This window comes from Stenotrophomonas sp. YJH_SMC_105-26 (assembly GCF_059368915.1).
Window position 1 is genome coordinate 838,055 of the sequence record NZ_JCAFSD010000001.1, and the last position, 20,337, is coordinate 858,391.

The following is a 20,337-nucleotide window of genomic DNA, read 5'->3' on the forward strand; positions in this document are numbered from 1 at the left end:
CGGCCTCAGGGGACGCCAGGCAGGCCCGCCGCAGCGTCCAGACCCAGGCAGCCAGAAGGGGAGTTCCGGCGTGTCACCCAGTGCTTCATTGATCGACCGCATCGAATCGATTCCGCGGCGTGAGCTGTATTTCTTCGCGCTGTACCGGGTGCTGATCGCCTCGGTCATCGCCGCCCTGCTCTACAGCCCGCTGTCGGCCATGGTCGGCGAAGCGCACCACCCGCGGCTGGCCGACACCGTCGCCGCCATCTATCTGGTGCTGTCCCTGCTGGCTCTGGTGATCGGCCGCAACGAACGCTGGCTGCGCCCGATCGTGGTCAGCGGCGTGCTGGTGGATATCGTCGCCGCCACCCTGTTGTCGCATGCCCTGCCCGGTGCCAGCGCCGGCATCTCGATGTCGCTGCTGTTCAACATCGCCGCCGCCGCCACCCTGCTGCCGCTCAGCCTGGGGCTGGGCCTGGCCCTGGCCGCCAGCCTCGCCACCGGCGTGGAGTACACCTGGAAGCTGCTGGAAGGCGGCGACCCCACCCGTACCCTGGCCGAACTGGCCATGTTCGCCACCAGCTACCTGGCACTGGCCTTCATCAGTTACCAGGTCGGCAGCCGCGCGCGCCGCAACCAGCAGCTGGCCAACCAGCGCGGCGATGAAGTGGCCAACCTGTTCCAGATCAACGAGCTGATCATCCGCCGCATGCGTACCGGCGTGCTGGTGGTCGACGCCGACAACCGCGTCACCCTGGCCAACGAGGCCGCCTCGATGCTGCTCGGTGACAGTGATGGCAGCGGCGAAAGCGGCCGCCTGGACCTGGCCAGCGCCGCCCCGGAACTCGCCCGTCGCCTGCAGCGCTGGCGCAATGGCTGGGCGCAGGACGAACTACCGCTGCAGCTCAACCCCGACCAGCCCGAAGTGCAGCCGCGCTTTGCCCGCCTGCTGGCCGGCAGCGACCTGGCCCTGGTGTTCCTGGACGACTCCAGCGTGGTCTCGCGCCGCGCCGAATCGCTCACCCTGTCGGCGATGGGCCGCTTCTCGGCCAGCCTCGCCCACGAGATCCGCAACCCATTGGCCGCGATCAACTACGCGGTGCAGCTGCTGGAAGAAGGCACCGGCTTCAACGAAAGCGACCGCCGCCTGCTGCAGATCATCCGCCAGCAGTGCCAGCGCACCAACGGCATCGTCGAAAGCGTGCTGGGCCTGGCCCGGCGCGAGCGCGCCACGCCGGAGAACGTCGACCTGGCCGCCTTCGTGCGCCGCTTCGTGCTGGAGTACAAGCAGGGCCAGACGCTGGAGACCGACAGCATCGAGCCGATCATCAACGACACCTCGGTGCTGGCCCAGGTCGACACCAAGCACCTCTACCAGGTGCTGACCGTGCTGGTGCACAACGCGCTCAAGTACGGGCGCATCGGCCAGCAGCCGGCGCGGGTGCGCCTGCGCGTGGCGCAGCACGAGCGCAGTGCGGTCATCGACGTGATGGACCGTGGCCCCGGTATTCCCGAGAGTGTGGCCGCACAGTTGTTCCGGCCGTTCTTCACCACGTCCGAGCATGGCACCGGGCTGGGCCTGTATATCGCCCGCGAGCTGTGCCGGGCCAACCAGGCGCGGCTGGACTACATCCCGGTTCCCGCTGGAGGCTCCTGCTTCCGCCTGGTGCTGCCCGGCCCGCATACGCTGTTGCCCACCTGATCTCGATTCTGTGCGTCAAACATTTGTCGCTTCCAGCCCCCTCGTTTATCTTTCACGCCCATGAACGAAACCCGCAGCGCCCTCGTCGTCGACGACGAACGCGACATCCGCGAACTGCTGGTACTGACGCTCGGCCGCATGGGGCTGCGCATCAGTACGGCAGCCAACCTTGCCGAAGCGCGCGAACTGCTGGCCAGCAATCCGTACGACCTGTGCATCACCGACATGCGCCTGCCGGACGGCAACGGCATCGAGCTGGTCAGTGAGATCGCCCAGCACTACCCACGCACGCCGGTGGCGATGATCACCGCCTTCGGCAGCATGGACCTGGCGGTGGAAGCGCTGAAGGCCGGTGCCTTCGACTTCGTCAGCAAGCCGGTGGACATCGCCGTGCTGCGCGGCCTGGTCAAGCACGCGCTGGAACTGAACAACACCGAGCGCCCTGCGCCCGGCCCCGCCGCCGAACAGGGCGCACGCCTGCTCGGCGATTCGCCGGCCATGGACGTGCTGCGCACCACCATCGGCAAGGTCGCGCGCAGCCAGGCGCCGGTCTACATCCTCGGCGAATCCGGCGTGGGCAAGGAGCTGGTCGCACGCACCATCCACGCCCAGGGCGCCCGCGCGGCCGGCCCGTTCGTGCCGGTCAACTGCGGCGCCATTCCCGGCGAGCTGATGGAAAGCGAATTCTTCGGCCACCGCAAGGGCAGCTTCAGCGGCGCCCACGCCGACAAGCCCGGGCTGTTCCAGGCCGCGCATGGCGGCACCCTGTTCCTCGACGAAGTGGCCGAGCTGCCGCTGCAGATGCAGGTGAAGCTGCTGCGCGCGATCCAGGAGAAGTCGGTGCGCGCGGTGGGCGCGGCTGCCGAGGAGCCGGTGGACGTGCGCATCCTCTCGGCCACCCACAAGGACCTGGCCGAGCTGGTCGAGGACGGGCGCTTCCGCCACGACCTCTACTACCGCATCAACGTGATCGAACTGAGGGTGCCGCCGCTGCGTGAGCGTCGCCAGGACCTGCCGGAACTGGCCGCATCGGTACTGGCACGGCTGGCCCGCAGCCATGGCCGCCCGACGCCGTTGCTGGCGCCGTCGGCGCTGGACGCACTGGCCCAGTACGCCTTCCCCGGCAACGTGCGCGAACTGGAGAACATTCTGGAACGCGCGCTGGCACTGGCCGAGGAAGATTGCATCGGCGCCGACGACCTGCGCCTGCCGCAGCATGCCCCGCGCACGCCCGGCAGCGCAGCACACGCCGAGGCCGTGGTGGACCTGCAGCCCGGCAGCGCCGCCCTGCCTTCGTACATCGAACAGCTCGAGCGCAGCGCCATCCAGCGCGCGCTGGAAGAGAACCGCTGGAACAAGACCCGCACCGCCGCGCAGCTGGGCATCACCTTCCGCGCGCTGCGCTACAAGCTGAAGAAGCTGGGGATGGAGTAAGGAGGGCCCGACGCGGGCCACCCCATCCACGCACGACGCAGATCTACTGTAGAGCCGAGCCCACGCTCGGCTGCTCTTCGAACCATCAGCCGAGCATAGGCTCGGCTCTACCTCAATCCTTGGTAACGCGGTTGATCTCGGCCAGGCTGGTGACACCCGCCGCCGCCTTCTTCAACGCCGACTGGCGCAGATCGTTCACCCCGATCTGCTGTGCGGCCTCGGCAATCTGCAACGCATTGCCACCGGCCAGCACGATCGTGGCGATCTCGTCGGTCATCGGCATCACCTGGTAGATACCGGTGCGGCCCTTGTACCCCTCGGTGCACTCGTCACAGCCGACCGCCTCGTACAGCTCGATACCCGCATCCAGCTGCGCCTGGGTAAAGCCCTCGGCCAGCAACGCATGTTCGGGCAGGTTGGCCGGGCGCTTGCAGTTGTTGCACAACCGGCGCGCCAGGCGCTGGGCGATCACCAGCGTCACCGAGCTGGTGATGTTGTACGGCGCGATGCCCATGTTCATCAGGCGCGCGATGGTCTGCGGTGCATCGTTGGTGTGCAGCGTGGACAGCACCATGTGGCCGGTCTGCGCCGCCTTGATCGCGATCTCGGCCGTCTCCAGGTCGCGGATTTCGCCGACCATGATGATGTCCGGATCCTGTCGCAGGAACGAGCGCAGTGCCGCGGCGAAGGTCATGCCGCGCTTGTTGTTCTGCTGCACCTGGTTGACGCCGGGCAGGCGGATTTCCACCGGGTCTTCGGCGGTAGAGATGTTGCGCGTCTCGTCGTTGAGGATGCCCAGCGCGGTATACAGCGACACCGTCTTGCCCGAACCGGTCGGGCCGGTCACCAGCACCATGCCGTAGGGCTTGTGGATGGCGTCCAGGAACAGCTTCTGCTGGTCCGGCTCGTAACCCAGCTTGTCGATGCCCAGCTTGGCCGCGCTGCCGTCCAGGATACGCAGCACCACCTTCTCGCCGAACAGGGTCGGCAGCGTGCTCACGCGGAAGTCGATCTGCTTGGTCTTGGACAGGTTGAGCTTGATGCGTCCGTCCTGCGGCACGCGCTTCTCGGCGATGTCCAGCTGCGCCATCACCTTCAGGCGCGCGGCGATGCGCTGGTTCAGCTTCACCGGCGCGCGCGCCACCATCTTCAGCAGGCCATCGATGCGCAGGCGCACGCGATAGTCGTCTTCATAGGGCTCGAAGTGGATGTCCGAGGCGCCCTTGCGGATCGCGTCCACCAGCACCTTGTTGACGAACTTCACCACCGGGGTGTCATCACCCTTGGCATCGATGCCGGAGTCGCCACCGGCGCCGAGATCCTCGTCTCCGGCCGCAACATCCAGGTTGCCCATGCCATCGTCGTCACCGCCCAGCGCGTCGCCCAGCGTGTCATGGCTGGCATGCCACTGCTCGAGCGTGCGGCGGATCTGGTCTTCATCCACCAGGATCGGCTCCACCACCAGATTGGTGTGGAACTTGATCTCGTCCAGCGAATGGGTCGGATTGCTGGTACCCACGAACAGCTTGCCGCCGCGCTTGAACAGCGGCAGCACGTTGTGCTTGCGCAGCAGCTCCTCGCTGACCAGGCTCATCGCGTTCTGGCTGGCGTCGAACGTGGACACGTCGAACAGCGGCATGCCGAACTCGACCGCGTTGGCCGCCGCCAACTGGGCCGCCCCGACCACCTTGTTCTGCGCGAACCAGGTCGGCAGCGGCTGCCGGGCCGCAGCGGCCTTGGCCATGGCGTCGCGGGCGGAAGCCTCGTCCAGCGCACCATCCTGGACCAGGCGACGGGCCAGGCCGGTGATGCCGACGAGATTGGCGGTGGTTACGGCGTTCATATGGATCCTTGGCTCATCATGGGTCAGGCAGTGCGGCGCGCCTTCCAGAGGCACCGCACAGGGCAGCAGAACCTGCCGCGACCCGATGGCCGACGACGACGCCAATCCTTCAGCATGACTGCCTCGCCCGGCACTCCCAGCCCGGCAGGCACGATCCTGACTCCCCCGGGGATGATAGCCCCGTCAACGGCCCGCCAACATCCCATTGGCAGGCCGAAGTGTGATCAACAGCCGGTTGGGCGATAGCGCGCTTCGAAGGCGCTGCCGTCGCAGGTCCAGGTGCCGTCGGCTGCGCGCTTTAGGTACAGGATTTTACCCTTTATCGACGGTGCCCCATCGACTACGCAGCTGATACTGCCCACCCCAGCTTCATCCAAGACAGCGGATACAGCAGTGCAACGAGACGTCGGATAAAGACCGACGAACTCCGCATTCACCAGACTCGCGTTGCGGCTGTCTTGGGCTACAGACTCAACCGTAGTCTTGCCGGGCCTGATATCCGCCAACGCAGCGGTCAATTGCGATCTCGCGACAAAAGTTTGGTACACAGGAATCGCGATCGCCGATAGGATCGCGATGATCGCGACCGCGATCATGAGCTCAATCAGAGTAAAACCGGCATGCCTTAACATCGCGCCTCCCCATCAGGCTCGAATTAGTTGGATAGCCTCCAAACGAAGAAGGCCCCGACAACGCGGGGCCCTCCTTCGATCACTGCTAAGTATCAGCCCTGGCAGGTAGCCGGAGCATACTTCGGCTTGTCGGCAGCAGCCAGATCGGACTTGCAGCTCCAGTTGCCGTTGGCGTCACGCTCCAAGGTGATCTTCTTGGTGGCAACCTTCGGGTTACCCTTCAAGGTGCACACAATCGAACCAGCGCCGGTGTTATCCGGAGCGGTCGCGGTGAGCGCGCAACGATCGCTATCCTTCAGGCCCAGGTTCGATACAGTGGTGTACTGCGTGCCGTCAGTGACACCGTCATTCACCTTGGTTTCGTAGGCAGTCTTGCCGGCCGAAACTTCGGCGAGGCCTGCCGTGAACTGCGACTTGGCTACGTAGTTCTGGTACTGCGGCAGGGCGATGGCAGCCAGGATTGCAATGATCGCAACGACGATCATCAGTTCGATAAGGGTGAAGCCCTTCTGGTTCTTCATTTGGTACATCCCCAAGATAGTGGTGGTTGATTTCAGAGCGCAGGATCGGTCTGGCCGGCGGCCAGCTGAGCGGGTCCTGCCCCCTGCGGGTGGATCAACGCAGGTTGCGTGCCAACCCCGGCACGCCTCCCCCTGGATTTCCCCGCGCCCATGATGGCAGCTATTTCACGGATGGGAACCCCCCGGATGCGAATCTGCGATGGACGCGGCAATGTGACGCAGTGCGTCACCTTTGGCCGGCGCCGGGCACGAAATTGCATTCCGCCCCCCTTACCAACTGCCCAGACGGGCGTGAACCCGCTACCATCAGCCGCTAGACGCCCGCCTGGGGATGGTGGGTCTTGGGGAGCCGATATGTCTGTCAGTCGCAGTACGATCAAGAAGCAGCCCGTGGCGCGTGGCACTACGGAGCTGCAGCCGTTTGTCTGGGAGGGGACCGACAAGCGGGGCGTAAAGATGAAAGGGGAGCAGGCGGCAAAGAATGCCAATCTGCTGAGGGCCGAACTGCGACGTCAGGGCATCAATCCTGGCACAGTGAAGCCCAAGCCCAAACCTCTGTTCGGCAATGCCGGCAGCAAGATTTCATCAAAGGATATTGCCTTCTTCAGTCGGCAGATGGCCACCATGATGAAGTCGGGCGTACCTATCGTGGGTGCGTTGGACATCATCGCCAGCGGCCACAAGAACCCACGCATGAAGAAGATGGTGGATTCGGTCCGTACGGACATTGAGGGCGGCTCTTCTCTATATGAAGCGGTCAGCAAACATCCTGTGCAGTTCGATGACCTCTACCGGAACCTGGTCCGCGCTGGCGAAGGCGCAGGCGTGCTGGAAACAGTGCTGGACACTGTCGCAACCTATAAAGAGAACATCGAGTCCCTTAAGGGCAAGATCAAGAAGGCCTTGTTCTACCCAGTCATGGTAATGGCGGTGGCACTCGTCGTCAGTGGCATCCTGCTGGTCTGGGTGGTCCCACAGTTCGAGGACGTTTTCAAAGGGTTCGGTGCAGAACTACCGGCGTTCACCCAGATGATCGTGAACCTGTCGCGGTTCATGGTGTCCTGGTGGTGGTTGATGTTACTAGTGCTGGCGGGCGCGGTTGCTGGCTTCATTGCTGCCTACAAACGCTCGCCTAACATGCGGCACACCATGGATAGGCTCATCCTCAAGGTGCCAGTGATCGGCCAGATCATGCATAACAGCTCCATTGCGCGCTTCGCCCGGACGACCGCAGTGACATTCAAAGCTGGTGTGCCCTTGGTCGAAGCGCTTGGAATCGTTGCAGGTGCCACAGGTAACAAGGTCTATGAGGAATCCGTGCTCCGTATGCGCGACGATGTCTCAGTAGGCTATCCAGTCAACATGGCTATGAAACAGACCGCGCTGTTCCCGCACATGGTCATCCAGATGACCGGTATCGGTGAAGAGGCCGGTGCCCTGGACGCGATGCTGTTCAAGGTTGCGGAGTATTATGAACAGGAGGTCAGCAATGCGGTCGATGCCTTGAGCAGCCTGCTGGAACCGATGATCATGGTATTCATTGGCACCATCGTCGGCGGTATTGTTGTCGGCATGTACCTGCCCATCTTCAAACTTGGCGCCGTCGTCGGCTAAAGGTATCAATGGCATTTCTCGACCAGCATCCCGGCCTCGGCTACCCCGCCGCGGCCGCCCTGGGGCTGCTGCTGGGCAGTTTCCTCAACGTCGTCATCCTGCGCCTGCCCAAGCGGCTGGAGTGGCAGTGGAAGCGCGATGCGCGCGAGGTCCTGGAAGAACCGGACTTCTACGAACCCCCGCCACCGGGGATCGTGGTCGAGCCCTCGCACTGCCCGCACTGCAAGCACAAGCTGAGCTGGTACGAGAACATCCCGCTGTTCAGCTGGATCATCCAGGGCGGCAAGTGCCGCCACTGCAAGGCGCCGATCTCGCTGCAGTACCCGCTGGTCGAGGCCCTGACCTCGGTATTGGTGCTGGCCTGCGTCTGGCAGTTCGGCTTCGGCTGGCAGGGCTTCGGCGCCATCGTGCTGACCTGCTTCCTGATCGCCTTGTCCGGCATCGACCTGCGCACCCAGCTGCTGCCTGACCAGTTGACCCTGCCACTGATGTGGCTGGGCCTGATAGGCAACATCGACAACCTGTACATGCCGGCCAAGCCTGCCTTGGTCGGCGCGGCGGTGGGCTATCTGTCGCTATGGATGGTCTGGTGGCTGTTCAAGCAGCTGACCGGCAAGGAAGGCATGGGCCACGGCGATTTCAAGCTGCTGGCCGCGCTCGGCGCCTGGTGCGGGTTGAAGGGCATCCTGCCCATCATCCTGCTGTCGTCGGTGCTGGGCGCCATCATCGGCTCGATCTGGCTGTACACCCGGGGCCGTGACCGCGCCACGCCGATCCCGTTCGGCCCCTACCTGGCCATCGCGGGCTGGCTGTACTTCATGTGGGGCGCGCCCGTGGTGGAGCAGTACCTGGTGTTGAGCGGACTGCGCTGAGGGGAATCCCCATGAGCCGCTATGTGGTTGGCCTGACCGGCGGCATTGCCGCCGGCAAGAGCGAGGCGACCCGGCGCTTCGAGGCGCTGGGCATCGTGGTGGCCGACGCCGACCTGGCCGCCCGCGCGGTGGTTGCCGCCGGCAGCCCGGCCCTGGACCGTATCGCCGAGCGCTTCGGCGCCGGCATGCTGCAGGCGGACGGTAGCTTGGACCGGGCACGCCTGCGGGCCCACGTGTTCGCCGACCCGACCGAACGGGCGGCGCTGGAAGCGATCACCCACCCGGCCATCCGTCTGCTGATGCAACAGCAGTGCGAGCAGGCCGCCAGCCCCTATGCGATTGCCGCCATTCCGTTGCTGACCGAGGTCGGTGGGCGGCAGGCCTACCCGTGGCTGGACCGGGTATTGCTGGTGGATGCGCCCGAAGCCGTGCAGCACGCCCGGCTGATGCAGCGCGACGGCATCGACGCCGCGCTGGCCGACAAGATGATCGCCGCCCAGGCCAGCCGCGCGCAGCGGTTGGCACTGGCCGATGATGTGGTGGTCAACGATGGTCACCCGGAAGACCTGCAGGCGCAGGTGGAACAGTTGCATGCGCGGTATCTGGGGTTGGCTGGGGGCTGAGGCCTGGCTGCCGGCCAGCGACCGGCACTACCGAAGCGCATCGCCCCATGGCGTGGATCCACTGTAGAGCCGAGCCTATGCTCGGCTTGATGATCGCAGCCGAACTTTCTTGCGTTTTCTTCGACTCAATCCAATCGGACATCATCACTGCGGCGCGGGCCTCGATCATGACTATCCCGTTTCGCAGGTATAACCAGCAGACTCCTCGCTTTTCGTCGACGATGCAGCTCGCAACATTTCCAAGACGTTCGCTCCACTCCATTGCGGTTTCATCAAACCTCACCGCGCACGACTTGACGCCCTCGAAGCAGACAGACACGGGAATGCGCTCAGGCACGTCTGGCAAGCAGATGACATCTGTATCCCTCAGCACCAACAGCTGAGCTGAGAACTGCTTGCTGCCTACGGAATGGCTCAACCCCGTCAAGACAGCGAAACTCAGCCGCCCGGCAGCAACTCCATCGAGTCGTGTTCCAGAGGCCGCGGACACGCTGGGTCGTGGAGAATGTCCAGACAGCGCAGGGAGCTCCGACCTGAGTAGACTGCCCCCCGCCTCCAGCATGCCTCCGGCCAGATAAAGCCGAAGCACGCCAGTGCAGCCTAACCCATCAAAATGGCCATCCTGAATGTTCCCGGGCCAAGCGTTGTCCGACAGCTCCTGACTGTCGGACAGCAGGAAGAACGATTCTAGGTTATGGCAACCAATGTCAGCCAATGCTCCTTCCGCAAGGTCACCACATACGCCAACAGTCCGTATCAGGCAGGATCTATCCAGGATCGACACCTGCACTGAATCGAGAGACGAGTCATGAAGTCCCGTCGCCTCCAATGGATTTCGAACCACCAACTCAGCCTCCAATAAGCCACGGGGAAATGCGCTCAACACTATTGGCCGTGGCTCGGATGTACCTACAAATTTCAGCTGATCCAGTGGGTCATTGCAGCTCTGACCCACATCACTAATCAATCAGGAAATCAGCGGCCGCCACGAATAAACAGAGCCACGTCTCGATCAAAGAAGACGCTTTGGGCGATGTACGTTCTGACATCACCCGCCATTGCCTGATCAGGGTCCAAGAAAGAAAGCTCAACCAACTTCATCAGCAGATCCTTACTTGGCGACTTTCTCAACCACCAATGGAAAACACTGTTCCTATCATGTTCTGAGGCGTTCTCCATCCCAGGCTGATATGTAGCCATGAGCTGATCGATCAACTCCGCTGGCAACAAGTCGTACTCCCACCACTTGGTCGGGAATTCCATCATTTCCAGATACGCACTTCTATCCATGAATCATCACCAATAAGGCAGACCAACGCCCTCGATAAGCCCGCACATGACACCGGACATGATCGACACTCATCTGCAAACGATCATGCACCAACCATTTGCACGGGATCAACTTGATCATGTACTTCCCACCTGCAAAGGACGTTGCTTATCAAGCCATACAATTGAATCAAGCCCCCCAGCTCTACGACGCAGGACTTCCTGATCGACCGCGCTCGATCAAAGTGAAGTCGTGCCCTGTATCTGGACAATGCAGTAGACCGAATCCAGGCGCTCGCAACAACGCACCTCGTCCGAGGTACCGCCACTCTTCCGCGGAAAAGCCAACTGCATAGGACTCATCATCGATCACGGCAACCACGATCCCGCGCGTTCCGCCACCTAGATCAACGGTGTCGCCAAGCAATACCTTTTCCCCATCCGGGTAGTTCATAGGAAGCACTCAGGGAAGTCCATGAATGTCGACGAGATCAGAGCGGGCTTCGAGCTCAAGCATGCCTTCGGATAGCGCCATACGGGATGGTCGATTCGGATTTCCAACTGCTGGCCACCAACAGGACCGAGCTAGACATACGGATCGAAATCCAATGAGACTCCACTAGACGCCATCAGTCTGATCACGTCACAAGAAAGATTGAAACCCGGCCACACCCCGCGCTGACTCGATAGGCGTACTCCCACCTCCAGCGCCCACACCTTCGCCTCTCCTCCCACCTTCTCAAGGCCGCGCTGCAACGCTTCATGAACTCCCTCCTGGATGTCGCCAGTTCTGTATTGCTGGCGCTCGACTCTGGAAAGGATGACTTCTTCACCACTCACAGGAGAGTCACCAACGAGAACGACAACCAGCTCAGGGCGCGTCGATGAAGCACTGTCCTCCCCCAATTCCAATCCATCTGCGCCTCCGTCTCCAGTCAACTCGGGATCAAAATTCAATGAAGCAGATATAGATGCCATCTTTTCAAGGGTTGCGGAAGAGAGATTCAGACACGCCCTATCTCCCTCGCCTGCCCGAACTCGCACATCGACCTCAAGAGTCTGATGGGTCGACTCGGACAGGCTTGCCGCCCCGCGACAATCAATGACTTTCCTGATCAGAACATCCGCAGCATCCAGCTCATTCACTTCGAGCGACAGCTGCGCCATCAAGTCACAGCTAGCACAGCCAGCTACCGAAGCCGTCAATTTCACTTCAATCTCAGGATGCATCACTTCCACCGATGATTGGCAACTTCCACGAATAGAGCAGCGGATTATACGAACACCAGAATGATGCAATCGGGCATGCGCGCATTGCAATCAACGCACCTTTACCAGTTCAACTTCATATAGCGACGGCCTCCTTGCAAGCAACGAAATTCTCGCGCCTTCAGATGCACTCTCCCAGCTCTACGCCTATTAGATCACTTTCGCCCAGGTCAGTCGCGTGCGGCGCTCGGCATCGGCCGACGATGCGGTGATCAACGATGTCCAATGGGAAGGCCTGCAGGCGCAGCTCGAACCTCTACACGGACGCCATCCGAGGCTCGCTAGGGACCGAGGTGCTCGCAATGCGCGGAAGCGCTTTTACGCATGACTTGGATCTTCTGAGATATTTCATCCGCTCATCCCTATCGACGTCGGCGTCCCTTTTTTTGCCTACGCCTTTCCGCGCGGAGCCCTTTCCGTGCCAAACCACAACAGAAACAAAAATGAACATCACTCCCGCAACAACCCAGGAAAAGCCCATCAATCTGTTATAGGCCGACTGTCCGAATAAACGAATCAAGGCGCTATACAGACCACAGTTCGCTCGGCAAGGACCCGTCTCAATCAATGCATCGTCCATGACTGCAACGCCATACACGACCATCAGTACACCCACGAGACATCCGAAAATACGCAAGGCGAGCATCTTCATTCCTTAATTCGCGTCAAAGATTCCGCCATTGGCATAAAGAGCTCCAACTACCGGGCGCGCACCTGGAGAGCGCCCTACCGCGCTTTCGGATCCACCTGCCAGCATTTCAGGCAATCTCCAGCCCAGGATTCAACGACGGAGCATTCACTCGCCGCAATATGGTTGCGCACTTCACCGCCCACTACGGGTCAGCATAGCCAACGGGGGCTTCCCAAGCGCCCAGCAAGCCACGGTTACCGGCCGTAACGTGCGCAAGGTGCCGATTCGCATGAACCCTTGGTCGATGTTGGCCTTTAGCTCGGCGTTCAACAGCTCGGGCCTGAATCAAGATTCAATTCAAACTCCAGCTAGAGACAAGCCCCCTCACCGAATGACCCAAATCCAGACCAACGGAATCAACACGACGAGATAGGTAGAGAATGACAACCAGAATATCGCAAGAAGCATCCTTCGGGCACCAGAAGCCACCCAGAACACCTGCCGCCAGCCACAAAATGGATACTTCCGCATCAAGTGATCCCGCTCCAGAATCGCAGGCCTCCCAAGTGAGATCCACAGCTCCGGGGAATTTCTTTTTAACTCCCAAACAAGAATAAGCCTTGAAGCGATCGCGATCATTAGCATCACGGCTGCCAATACACAAAGCAATTCGAATATGGATTCTAAGGGCATTCGCAGCTACTCCATCTGACACCAGCACCCAAGAGACTGCTTTGCGCAATGACGTAACTCGCCGTGGCATTCCACCGCCTTTGGCCAACGATTCCCACTGACGAGACCGCACCAATTTTCATAGCTGAATGGGAGAGCCCCCGCCGAAGCTCGGCATCCGCCTCATAAAGTCTTGAGAAATGCCTTTCGTAGCAGTCTCTCGTTACCCGCTCCTGAGCGTTTGCATTGAGTGAGAAGATCCCACCTAGCATCCGGATCAAGTCAGGAAATCCGAAAGCCGTTGCAGTCCGGCACAGATGCGCAACCCGATCTTTCAATGAGGCGCCCGCGGTGGTCTCGCGTCGTTGCGGCTAGCGCGCATCCGGCCGTATCTAAACACAGAACAGCCACAACCACCTCCCTGTGGAAAAAGCGAAAGAAAGCAACGCTGTAAGAGCGCGCGCAAGTCCAAGCATTAGCCTTCCGAAGGCCTGTACACAGCTTCCTTCTGACTCTACACAGGAGAAGCTTCCTGTGAAACCTTCGTGGCGCGTCCAGGCACGGAGTATCGGATTGTGGCAATTGACCTGCAATCCCCTCCCGCCTCATCGTGGCAAGCGAGTTCATCGCATCTGCCCATCGTTGGGGGTAGCACGACATAACAGCAGTTTGTGCCCCCCCCCAAGCAGCGCGCGAAGCGCGCCACAAGCGGACCACAGAAAGCGTACGCGCGACCCAAGGCAGTTGCGGCAGCAGCTCGCGCATCCACGCATTGCGTGGACCTACTCCAGCTGCAGGCGGGCATATCGGGCCAGTTCGCGGGCGCCGAGCAGCAGGCCGTCGACGACATCCGGGCTCAGCTGCTGGTGGGCACCGCCCTGTTCGCGGGCGGCTTCGGCGGCGTGCAGCACCTGCATGAGTGCATTCAGGCCGGCCAGGGTGCGGCTGAGACCGGCCATGGTGGCCGCCTGGGCAGGACTGAGGCCCTGCGCTTCCAGTCGCCGGCCGTCGGCGGCATCGCGACCGTCCATGCGGGCCAGCAGCGCGGGCAGCAGATCCTTGGGATCATCGAGCAGAGTTTCGACACGCTCGGCCACGTCGGCCGGCAGCAGGTCAGCGGCTTCGCCGATCAGTGCGTACAGTTGGGGGAACACGGGGCGTGCGGACATGGTGAATCTCCTCGCAGACGACGAGCCACCTGCGGATGCGAGGTGGCGGACGGTGCGGGTTGGCGTACCGGAGACCCAACAACTCAAGCGCGAGGAAAAAGACTCCAGCGGATTCTGATGAATCCCCACGCACCATCCGCCGAAACGAGGCAGGCGATGCATTTTCCATGATGAGCCGCAGCCCACCCGGAGCGCTTGAGTTGAAGGTTTTTTTCAGGACGCCAATCCCGGCCAGGGCACCTGCCCCGGCCGCCCCATCTGGCCATCACGCAGCGCTGTGATCTGTAGGGAAATTCTCAAGCCGCTGTTGGGTGTACGAATGCGTGCATGCGGACACGCGCGCTACGTGGCAACGGTCACGGTGATGTCGTGTTGGGCTTCTGGCCCATCCTTCCTGCGAGGGAAATTCGGTGGCACAAGCGACAGAGGGCGCGACACGAACCCGCTGTAGAGCCGAGCCTATGCTCGGCTCCGGGAAGCCACGGCAGCCGAGCACAGGCTCGGCTCTACAAGTGGAGCACCCACCCTGGCAGGGGCCCTTACAACGGCTTCGGCGAGAACGTCAGCGTGGCGATCACGCCGCGCTCGCCACCGGGGCGCACGCTGACCTGCCAGCCGTACAGATCGCACAGGCGGCTGACGATCGACAGGCCGATGCCACCGCCCTGCGAATGGCCGGCATGGGTGCCGCGATAGCCGCGCTGGAACAGCTTGGCGGCGTCTTCTTCGCTCAGGCCCGGGCCGCTGTCAGTCACCGACACTGAATTGCTGCCGACAAAGACGCGCACTTCGCCATCCTGCGAGTACTTCACCGCGTTGCCGATCAGGTTGCCCAGCGCCACCGACAAGGCCGCCTCCGGCGCATCGATCACCAGGTTGCGCTCGCCTTCCAGCGCCAGCTCCAGCGGCTTGCCACCCAGCTGGGCGCGGTGGGCGTCCAGCAGCTGTTCGGCCACGCGCGCGACGTTGCTGGTGCCCTGCCCGCGCTCGTTGCGCGACAGCAGCAGCAGCGCGCCGATCAGGTCGCTGCACTGCTGCTCGGCGCGTTGGATGCGCTGTAGCCGCTGCAGCACCTTCTCATCCAGGCCGGGCCGGGTCAGCAGCAGTTCGGTGGCGCCACGGATCACCGCCAGCGGCGTGCGCAGTTCGTGGCTGACGTCGGCATTGAACTCGCGGTCGCGCTGCACCACTTCGGTCAGTCGCGACGAATAATCATCCAGCGCCTGCGCCAGCTGCCCCACTTCGTCATCGGGGAAACGCGGCGCCAGCGGCTCGGGATCACTGGTGCCGCCGCGATAGGCACGCAGCCGCGCGGCCAGGTCCGAAACCGGCTTCATCACCTTCGATGCCGACCACCAGCCCAGCACCAGCGACAACAGGCTGAACACCAGCACCGACAGCACCAGCGCGCGGTTGAGCTGCTGCCCACCGCGCACGCTGTCGGTCATGTCGTAGGCCAGGAACGCCCAGGCGTCGGGCGTCTTGCGCACGGCCAGCTTGTAGGAATAGCGCTGGCCGCGCTCGTCCACGCCGCCCATGTTGTACAGGCCATCCTTGAACTCATACCAGTCCGGCTCTTCCTCACGCAGCGCGTCAAACTTGTCAGGCTTGATCAGGCGCGCACGCATCTGCTGCACGGGCAGGTCGGGGTTGCGATCCGGGCTCTCGTAGAACCGCCGCACGTACTCGTTGATGTTGCGGTTCATCACGTCTTCCACCAGCTGGTTTTCCACGCGCATGCGGGCCCAGTTGGTGGCAAACGCGAACAGTGTCGTCAGGCAGAAGCCCAACAACACGAACGAGACGATGATGCGGCTGCGCAGGCGCCGCCGATACGGCGAACGCCGGCGCTCCCCCTTGGTTGCCACGGAATCAGGCTTCCGGGGTGGCGATGCGGTATCCGATGCCATGGCGGGTCTGGATCAGCGGCACTTCAAACGGCTTGTCGACCACCGCACGCAGGCCGTGGATGTGGACACGCAGCGAATCCGAGTCGGGCAGCTCCTCGCCCCACACGCGGGTTTCCAGCTCCTGGCGGGTGACCACGGCCGGCGCGGCCTCCATCAGGGCCTGCAGGATCTTCAGCGCGGTCGGGTTGAGTTGCAGCAGCTTGCCCTGGCGGCGCACTTCCAGCGTGTCCAGGTTGTATTCCAGGTCGCCGGTTTCCAGCACGCGGGTCTGCACACCCTTGCCGCGGCGCGACAGCGCGTTCAAGCGCACTTCCACTTCCTGCAGCGCGAACGGCTTGATCAGGTAGTCATCGGCGCCGGAATCGAAACCAGCCAGCTTGTTGTCCAGCGAGTCGCGGGCGGTCAGCATCAGCACCGGGGTCTGCTTGCGCGCTTCGTTGCGCAGCTTGCGGCACACTTCGATGCCATCCATGCCCGGCAGGTTCAGGTCCAGAACGATGGCGTCGAACTCGTGGACCACGGCCAGGTGCAGGCCGGTCACGCCGTCGGCGGCGAAGTCCACGGTGTGGCCACGATCCTCAAGGTAGTCGCCAAGGTTGGCGGCGATGTCGCTGTTGTCTTCGATTACGAGAATGCGCACTGGGACCTCTGGTTCTTGAAGGGTCGTCGGGGGGCCAGGCCCACCCGCTCAGGATGCCCCTGCGTGGGTGGACGCGACGTCTACCTGCTGAACGATACAGGTTCCATTCTTAACATTTCGTACCGAAGGGCCGACACCGACAAAAGCCCCCTCGGCGAGCGATCAGCGGCTGATGCGCTGCTGGTCGGTCAGCGCCCGGCGGCTGTCTTCCTGGGCCTTGCGACGCTGGGCCACGGTCAGGCAGACGCTGGTCGGCATGTTGCTGCCGGTAAGGCGCTCGCGGCGGCAGATCATGCGGCTGTCGGCCTGGGCGCGGGTCATGATGGTGTTGACGATCTCCTGCTCGTTGAACAGGTCGTTGCGCTCCTGCGGGGCCAGCTCATCCACCTTCTCCCGGCCATTCATCTTGATCCGGATCCGGTTCAGTGCCTGCTGCACGCGACTCTTGTCCTCCAGCCCGATCTCGCTGTAGTCCTCGCTGCCCATGGCCGTTTCAACGCGGCGGATCTGCTCGGACACCGGGGTGAAGGCATCCATCTGCACGGTGTCCTTCTGCGCCTTGGCCTGCACGGTGGCTACCAGGCCGAGCGACAGCATCAGGGCAAGTGTCGTGTTGCGGTACATGACGAGCTCCATGTTCGTCCATGAATAGGGTCTCGACTTTACGATTCCGCCGATGCGCCCACAAGGGACGCACGGCAGGGTGACCGATGGCGGCATGCGATCGGTCCGGCAGCGATCAGGGCTTGTAGTTGTTGAAGCGCTGGTTGTCGTTGAGCGCCTTGCGGCTGTCTTCCTGCGCCTTGCGGCGCTGGGCCACGGTCAGGCAGACACTCTGCGGCATGTTGCTGCCGGTGGTGCGTTCACGACGGCAGACCATGCGGCTGTCGGCGTGGGCGCGGGTCATGATCGTGTTGATCACTTCCTGGTCGTTGAAGATCTCGGTGCGGTCCTGCGGACTGACCTGCTCCACGCGTTCGTGGTCGCCCATCTTGATCTTGATGCGGCCCAGCGCCTGCTGCACGCGGCTTTTGTCTTCCAGCCCGATCTCGCTGTAGTCCTCGCTGTTGATCGCCGTCTCAACGTTGCGGATCTGTTCGGCCACCGGTGCGTTGGCGTCGAACTTCACCTGCCCTTTCTCGGGCTTGGCGTGGGCGGTGGTGGCCAGGGCCAGGCCCAGCATCAGGGCGAAGGGGGTCATGCGCTGCATCGTTACCTCCAGGTTCTTCCATGAGTGGAACATCGATCCTGCGGTGCCACCGATGCGCCGTCACAGCACACTCGATGGGCCGAAGGGCGGTGCGGTCAACGCCCGGCGGGCGGTGGGCTGAGCGTGTTGTAGCTGCGCTGGTCGTTGATCAGCGCCTTGCCTTTCTCTTCGATCCGGCGCCGTTCGGCCACGGTCAGGCAGCGGCTCTTGGGCATGTTGCTGCCGGTGGTGCGTTCGTACCTGCAGATCTGCCGGCTGTCTTCATGGCCACGCGCCAACAGGGTGTTGATGCGTTCCTGCTCGTTGAAGACCTCGGCCTGCAGCTGCGGCGGCAGCTCCTGCACGGTCTGGCGTTCGCCCATGTGCTGGCGGATACGCGACAGCGACTGCTGCACCTGGCCGCGATCCTCGGCGGACAGTTCGGCATAGTCGGGGGCGGCCAGGGCGGTCTCCACCTGGCGCATCTGCTCGGCGACCGAGCCCTGCCGGTCCATCTGTACAGCCACTTTCTCCGGCTTGGCGGCAACAGCGCCAGACAGGCCCAGCAGCAACGCGATCATCATGATGCGGTACATCGCCAACCTCCCGATCCATCCCGGAACGAAGGGCCAACTCTACGACCGTCACGCGGCCTCCACAAGAGACCTTGGGCATGGGGCCGACAGGCATAAAAAAGGCCCAGACGGTGCACCCGCCTGGGCCTGAAGTCGTATCCCGATACCGATCCTGCTGAGAGGCAGAGCTGCGGTTCGCTGAAGCCTACGCCCGATCCGATTAAAGCCTCGTTAAAGGCCCGGATCATTTGCCGGTGAGAATCATAACCCCATGGATAATCAGGGTTTTTTGATCTTCTCTACGTGCTCGATGATGCGTGTCGCCACGTCGACCCCGCAGGCCGCTTCGATGCCTTCCAGCCCGGGCGTGGAGTTGACCTCCAGCACCAGCGGGCCGCGCGCGGAACGGATCAGGTCCACGCCGCAGACCGACAGGCCCAGCGCCTTGGCCGAACGCACCGCCACCTGCTGCTCGGCACGGCTGGCCTTGGCCGCCACGGCGGTACCCCCGGCGTGCAGGTTGGAGCGGAAGTCGCCCTCCGGTGCCTGCCGCTGCATCGACGCCACCACCTGGTCGCCCACCACGAAGCAGCGCAGGTCGGCCCCCTTGGCCTCGCCGATGAATTCCTGCATCAGGAAGTTGGCGTACAGGCCGCGCAGCGCTTCGACGATGCCGCGCGAGGCACTGGCCTTCTCGGTCAGGATCACGCCGCGCCCCTGGGTGCCTTCATTGAGCTTCACCACGTGCGGCGGCGGGCCCAGCATGGACAGCAGGTCGACGGTGTCGTCGGGGTTGTCGCCGAACACGGTGACCGGCATGTCGATGCCCTTGGCCGCCAGCAGCTGGTGCGCGCGCAGCTTGTCGCGCGAACGCAGGATGGCGTCGGACGGATTGGGCGTGCGCGCGCCCATCAGCTCGAACTGGCGCAGCACCGCGGTGCCGTAGCGGGTGATCGAGGCACCGATGCGCGGGATGACCATGTCCACGCCGGTCATTGGCCGGCCCTTGTAGTGCATGGAAAAGCCATCGGCGGCGATGCGCATGTAGCAGCGCAACGGGTCCAGGATGCGCACGGTGTGGCCGCGCGCGCGCGCCGCCTCGACCAGCCGACGGGTGGAATACAGGGAGCTGTTGCGGGACAGGATGGCGAGCTTCATCGCGGTGGGATCGGTCGGCAGGCGCGAAGCATAGCGCGGGCGTGTGGCGGGTGGATGATGCCTGGCCCGTGCTGCCTGCGCCGGTAGTGGCCGGCTCCTGCGGCGACGATTCCGGCGAAAGAGTAACCGTCGCCGGATACACCACAGGCCCGCATCACCATGCGGGCTGGTTCCGCTTCAGAACCCGCGCGCGGATTCACCCAGCGCTGCGATGCAGGCCATCTGCGTGACCGATCCGGCCGAGGTCTCCTCATAGATCTGCCACAGAAGCTGCGCGGCCTTCGGCCCACCGGCGCGACCCAGTGCGCGCACTGCCGCCAGCTGGCGGGAGGTGCCGGCACCGGAGTTCCTGTAGATCTCATGAAGGCTGCCGACGACGTCGTCCTTCGTTTCCATGCGCTGCTTCCGTGTAGGAAATACGGCAACGCTAACCGGGCGCGGATGGCCGTGGATATGAAACTAATCAGAAATGAAGAAGGCCGCTGATGAGCGGCCTTCTGTCTACACGCGTGGCGTGATTGGAGCGGGCGATGGGAATCGAACCCACGTCAGTAGCTTGGGAAGCTACAGCTCTACCATTGAGCTACGCCCGCAGTGCGCGGTGAAAGTCTATGCGGTTGGGCCAGTGTTGC

Annotated in this window: 20 protein-coding genes and 1 tRNA gene; 5 read left to right on the forward strand and 16 right to left on the reverse strand. The window is 62.9% G+C overall.

What is annotated here, in order from left to right; genetic code table 11:
* The first annotated feature begins 70 nt into the window (after positions 1–70).
* The gene (locus AC5P7F_RS03915; RefSeq protein WP_014648198.1) at positions 71–1,684 is read left to right on the forward strand and encodes a sensor histidine kinase; all 1,614 of its coding nucleotides are present in this window, start codon (positions 71–73) and stop codon (positions 1,682–1,684) included.
* A gap of 60 nt (positions 1,685–1,744) precedes the next feature.
* Complete coding sequence (locus tag AC5P7F_RS03920; protein WP_126411296.1) at positions 1,745–3,118, forward strand: sigma-54-dependent transcriptional regulator; 1,374 nt, start codon at positions 1,745–1,747, stop codon at positions 3,116–3,118.
* 112 nt (positions 3,119–3,230) lie between these two features.
* Here the strand turns inward: AC5P7F_RS03920 and pilB are convergent, their stop codons facing one another.
* From pilB to AC5P7F_RS03935, 3 genes are all read right to left on the reverse strand, one after another.
* Positions 3,231–4,961 (reverse strand): type IV-A pilus assembly ATPase PilB, encoded by a 1,731-nt coding sequence (gene pilB, locus AC5P7F_RS03925; protein ID WP_014648200.1) that lies wholly within the window; start codon positions 4,959–4,961, stop codon positions 3,231–3,233.
* Between the two features lie 224 nt (positions 4,962–5,185).
* Positions 5,186–5,593 (reverse strand): pilin, encoded by a 408-nt coding sequence (locus AC5P7F_RS03930; RefSeq protein WP_053495123.1) that lies wholly within the window; start codon positions 5,591–5,593, stop codon positions 5,186–5,188.
* Positions 5,594–5,685: 92 nt separating this feature from the next.
* Positions 5,686–6,114, reverse strand: coding sequence for a pilin (locus AC5P7F_RS03935; protein ID WP_053495122.1), 429 nt, complete (start codon positions 6,112–6,114; stop codon positions 5,686–5,688).
* Between the two features lie 354 nt (positions 6,115–6,468).
* Here AC5P7F_RS03935 and AC5P7F_RS03940 point away from each other — a divergent pair, with 354 nt between their 5' ends.
* Genes AC5P7F_RS03940 through coaE form a run of 3 tightly spaced genes read left to right on the forward strand, consistent with a single transcriptional unit; the run spans position 6,469 to position 9,223 of the window.
* Positions 6,469–7,728 carry a type II secretion system F family protein gene (locus AC5P7F_RS03940; RefSeq protein ID WP_053495121.1) on the forward strand — a complete coding sequence of 420 codons (1,260 nt, stop codon included), beginning with the start codon at positions 6,469–6,471 and terminating at the stop codon, positions 7,726–7,728.
* 8 nt (positions 7,729–7,736) lie between these two features.
* Positions 7,737–8,600 (forward strand): prepilin peptidase, encoded by an 864-nt coding sequence (locus AC5P7F_RS03945; RefSeq protein WP_005418626.1) that lies wholly within the window; start codon positions 7,737–7,739, stop codon positions 8,598–8,600.
* A gap of 11 nt (positions 8,601–8,611) precedes the next feature.
* The gene (gene coaE, locus AC5P7F_RS03950) at positions 8,612–9,223 is read left to right on the forward strand and encodes a dephospho-CoA kinase (RefSeq protein WP_053495120.1); all 612 of its coding nucleotides are present in this window, start codon (positions 8,612–8,614) and stop codon (positions 9,221–9,223) included.
* 975 nt (positions 9,224–10,198) lie between these two features.
* Here coaE and AC5P7F_RS03955 read toward each other — a convergent pair.
* From AC5P7F_RS03955 to AC5P7F_RS04015, 13 genes are all read right to left on the reverse strand, one after another.
* Positions 10,199–10,486, reverse strand: a complete 288-nt coding sequence (locus AC5P7F_RS03955) for a hypothetical protein (RefSeq protein ID WP_053495128.1) — start codon at positions 10,484–10,486, stop codon at positions 10,199–10,201.
* A 591-nt stretch (positions 10,487–11,077) separates the two neighbouring features.
* Positions 11,078–11,722, reverse strand: coding sequence for a hypothetical protein (locus AC5P7F_RS03960; RefSeq protein WP_164077441.1), 645 nt, complete (start codon positions 11,720–11,722; stop codon positions 11,078–11,080).
* 295 nt (positions 11,723–12,017) lie between these two features.
* Positions 12,018–12,413: a hypothetical protein gene (locus AC5P7F_RS03965; RefSeq protein WP_164077442.1), complete on the reverse strand. Its 396-nt coding sequence runs from the start codon at positions 12,411–12,413 to the stop codon at positions 12,018–12,020.
* A gap of 331 nt (positions 12,414–12,744) precedes the next feature.
* Positions 12,745–13,113, reverse strand: a complete 369-nt coding sequence (locus tag AC5P7F_RS03970; RefSeq protein ID WP_126411299.1) for a hypothetical protein — start codon at positions 13,111–13,113, stop codon at positions 12,745–12,747.
* A 733-nt stretch (positions 13,114–13,846) separates the two neighbouring features.
* On the reverse strand, positions 13,847–14,233 hold the full coding sequence (locus AC5P7F_RS03975; protein ID WP_014648204.1) for a hypothetical protein: 387 nt from the start codon (positions 14,231–14,233) through the stop codon (positions 13,847–13,849).
* A 539-nt stretch (positions 14,234–14,772) separates the two neighbouring features.
* The gene (locus AC5P7F_RS03980) at positions 14,773–16,143 is read right to left on the reverse strand and encodes a sensor histidine kinase (protein WP_032957212.1); all 1,371 of its coding nucleotides are present in this window, start codon (positions 16,141–16,143) and stop codon (positions 14,773–14,775) included.
* Positions 16,106–16,783 (reverse strand): response regulator transcription factor, encoded by a 678-nt coding sequence (locus AC5P7F_RS03985; RefSeq protein WP_005410804.1) that lies wholly within the window; start codon positions 16,781–16,783, stop codon positions 16,106–16,108. Before AC5P7F_RS03985 ends, AC5P7F_RS03980 begins: the two co-directional genes overlap by 38 nt.
* 162 nt (positions 16,784–16,945) lie before the next feature.
* Positions 16,946–17,407 carry a hypothetical protein gene (locus AC5P7F_RS03990; RefSeq protein WP_014648206.1) on the reverse strand — a complete coding sequence of 154 codons (462 nt, stop codon included), beginning with the start codon at positions 17,405–17,407 and terminating at the stop codon, positions 16,946–16,948.
* Positions 17,408–17,522: 115 nt separating this feature from the next.
* Positions 17,523–17,993: a hypothetical protein gene (locus AC5P7F_RS03995; protein ID WP_014648207.1), complete on the reverse strand. Its 471-nt coding sequence runs from the start codon at positions 17,991–17,993 to the stop codon at positions 17,523–17,525.
* Between the two features lie 95 nt (positions 17,994–18,088).
* Positions 18,089–18,568: a hypothetical protein gene (locus tag AC5P7F_RS04000; protein WP_032957208.1), complete on the reverse strand. Its 480-nt coding sequence runs from the start codon at positions 18,566–18,568 to the stop codon at positions 18,089–18,091.
* 258 nt (positions 18,569–18,826) lie between these two features.
* The gene (rimK, locus tag AC5P7F_RS04005; protein ID WP_005418651.1) at positions 18,827–19,705 is read right to left on the reverse strand and encodes a 30S ribosomal protein S6--L-glutamate ligase; all 879 of its coding nucleotides are present in this window, start codon (positions 19,703–19,705) and stop codon (positions 18,827–18,829) included.
* A gap of 177 nt (positions 19,706–19,882) precedes the next feature.
* On the reverse strand, positions 19,883–20,101 hold the full coding sequence (locus AC5P7F_RS04010) for a hypothetical protein (protein ID WP_164077444.1): 219 nt from the start codon (positions 20,099–20,101) through the stop codon (positions 19,883–19,885).
* A 123-nt stretch (positions 20,102–20,224) separates the two neighbouring features.
* Positions 20,225–20,298 (reverse strand) — tRNA-Gly (locus tag AC5P7F_RS04015).
* Positions 20,299–20,337: the final 39 nt, after the last annotated feature.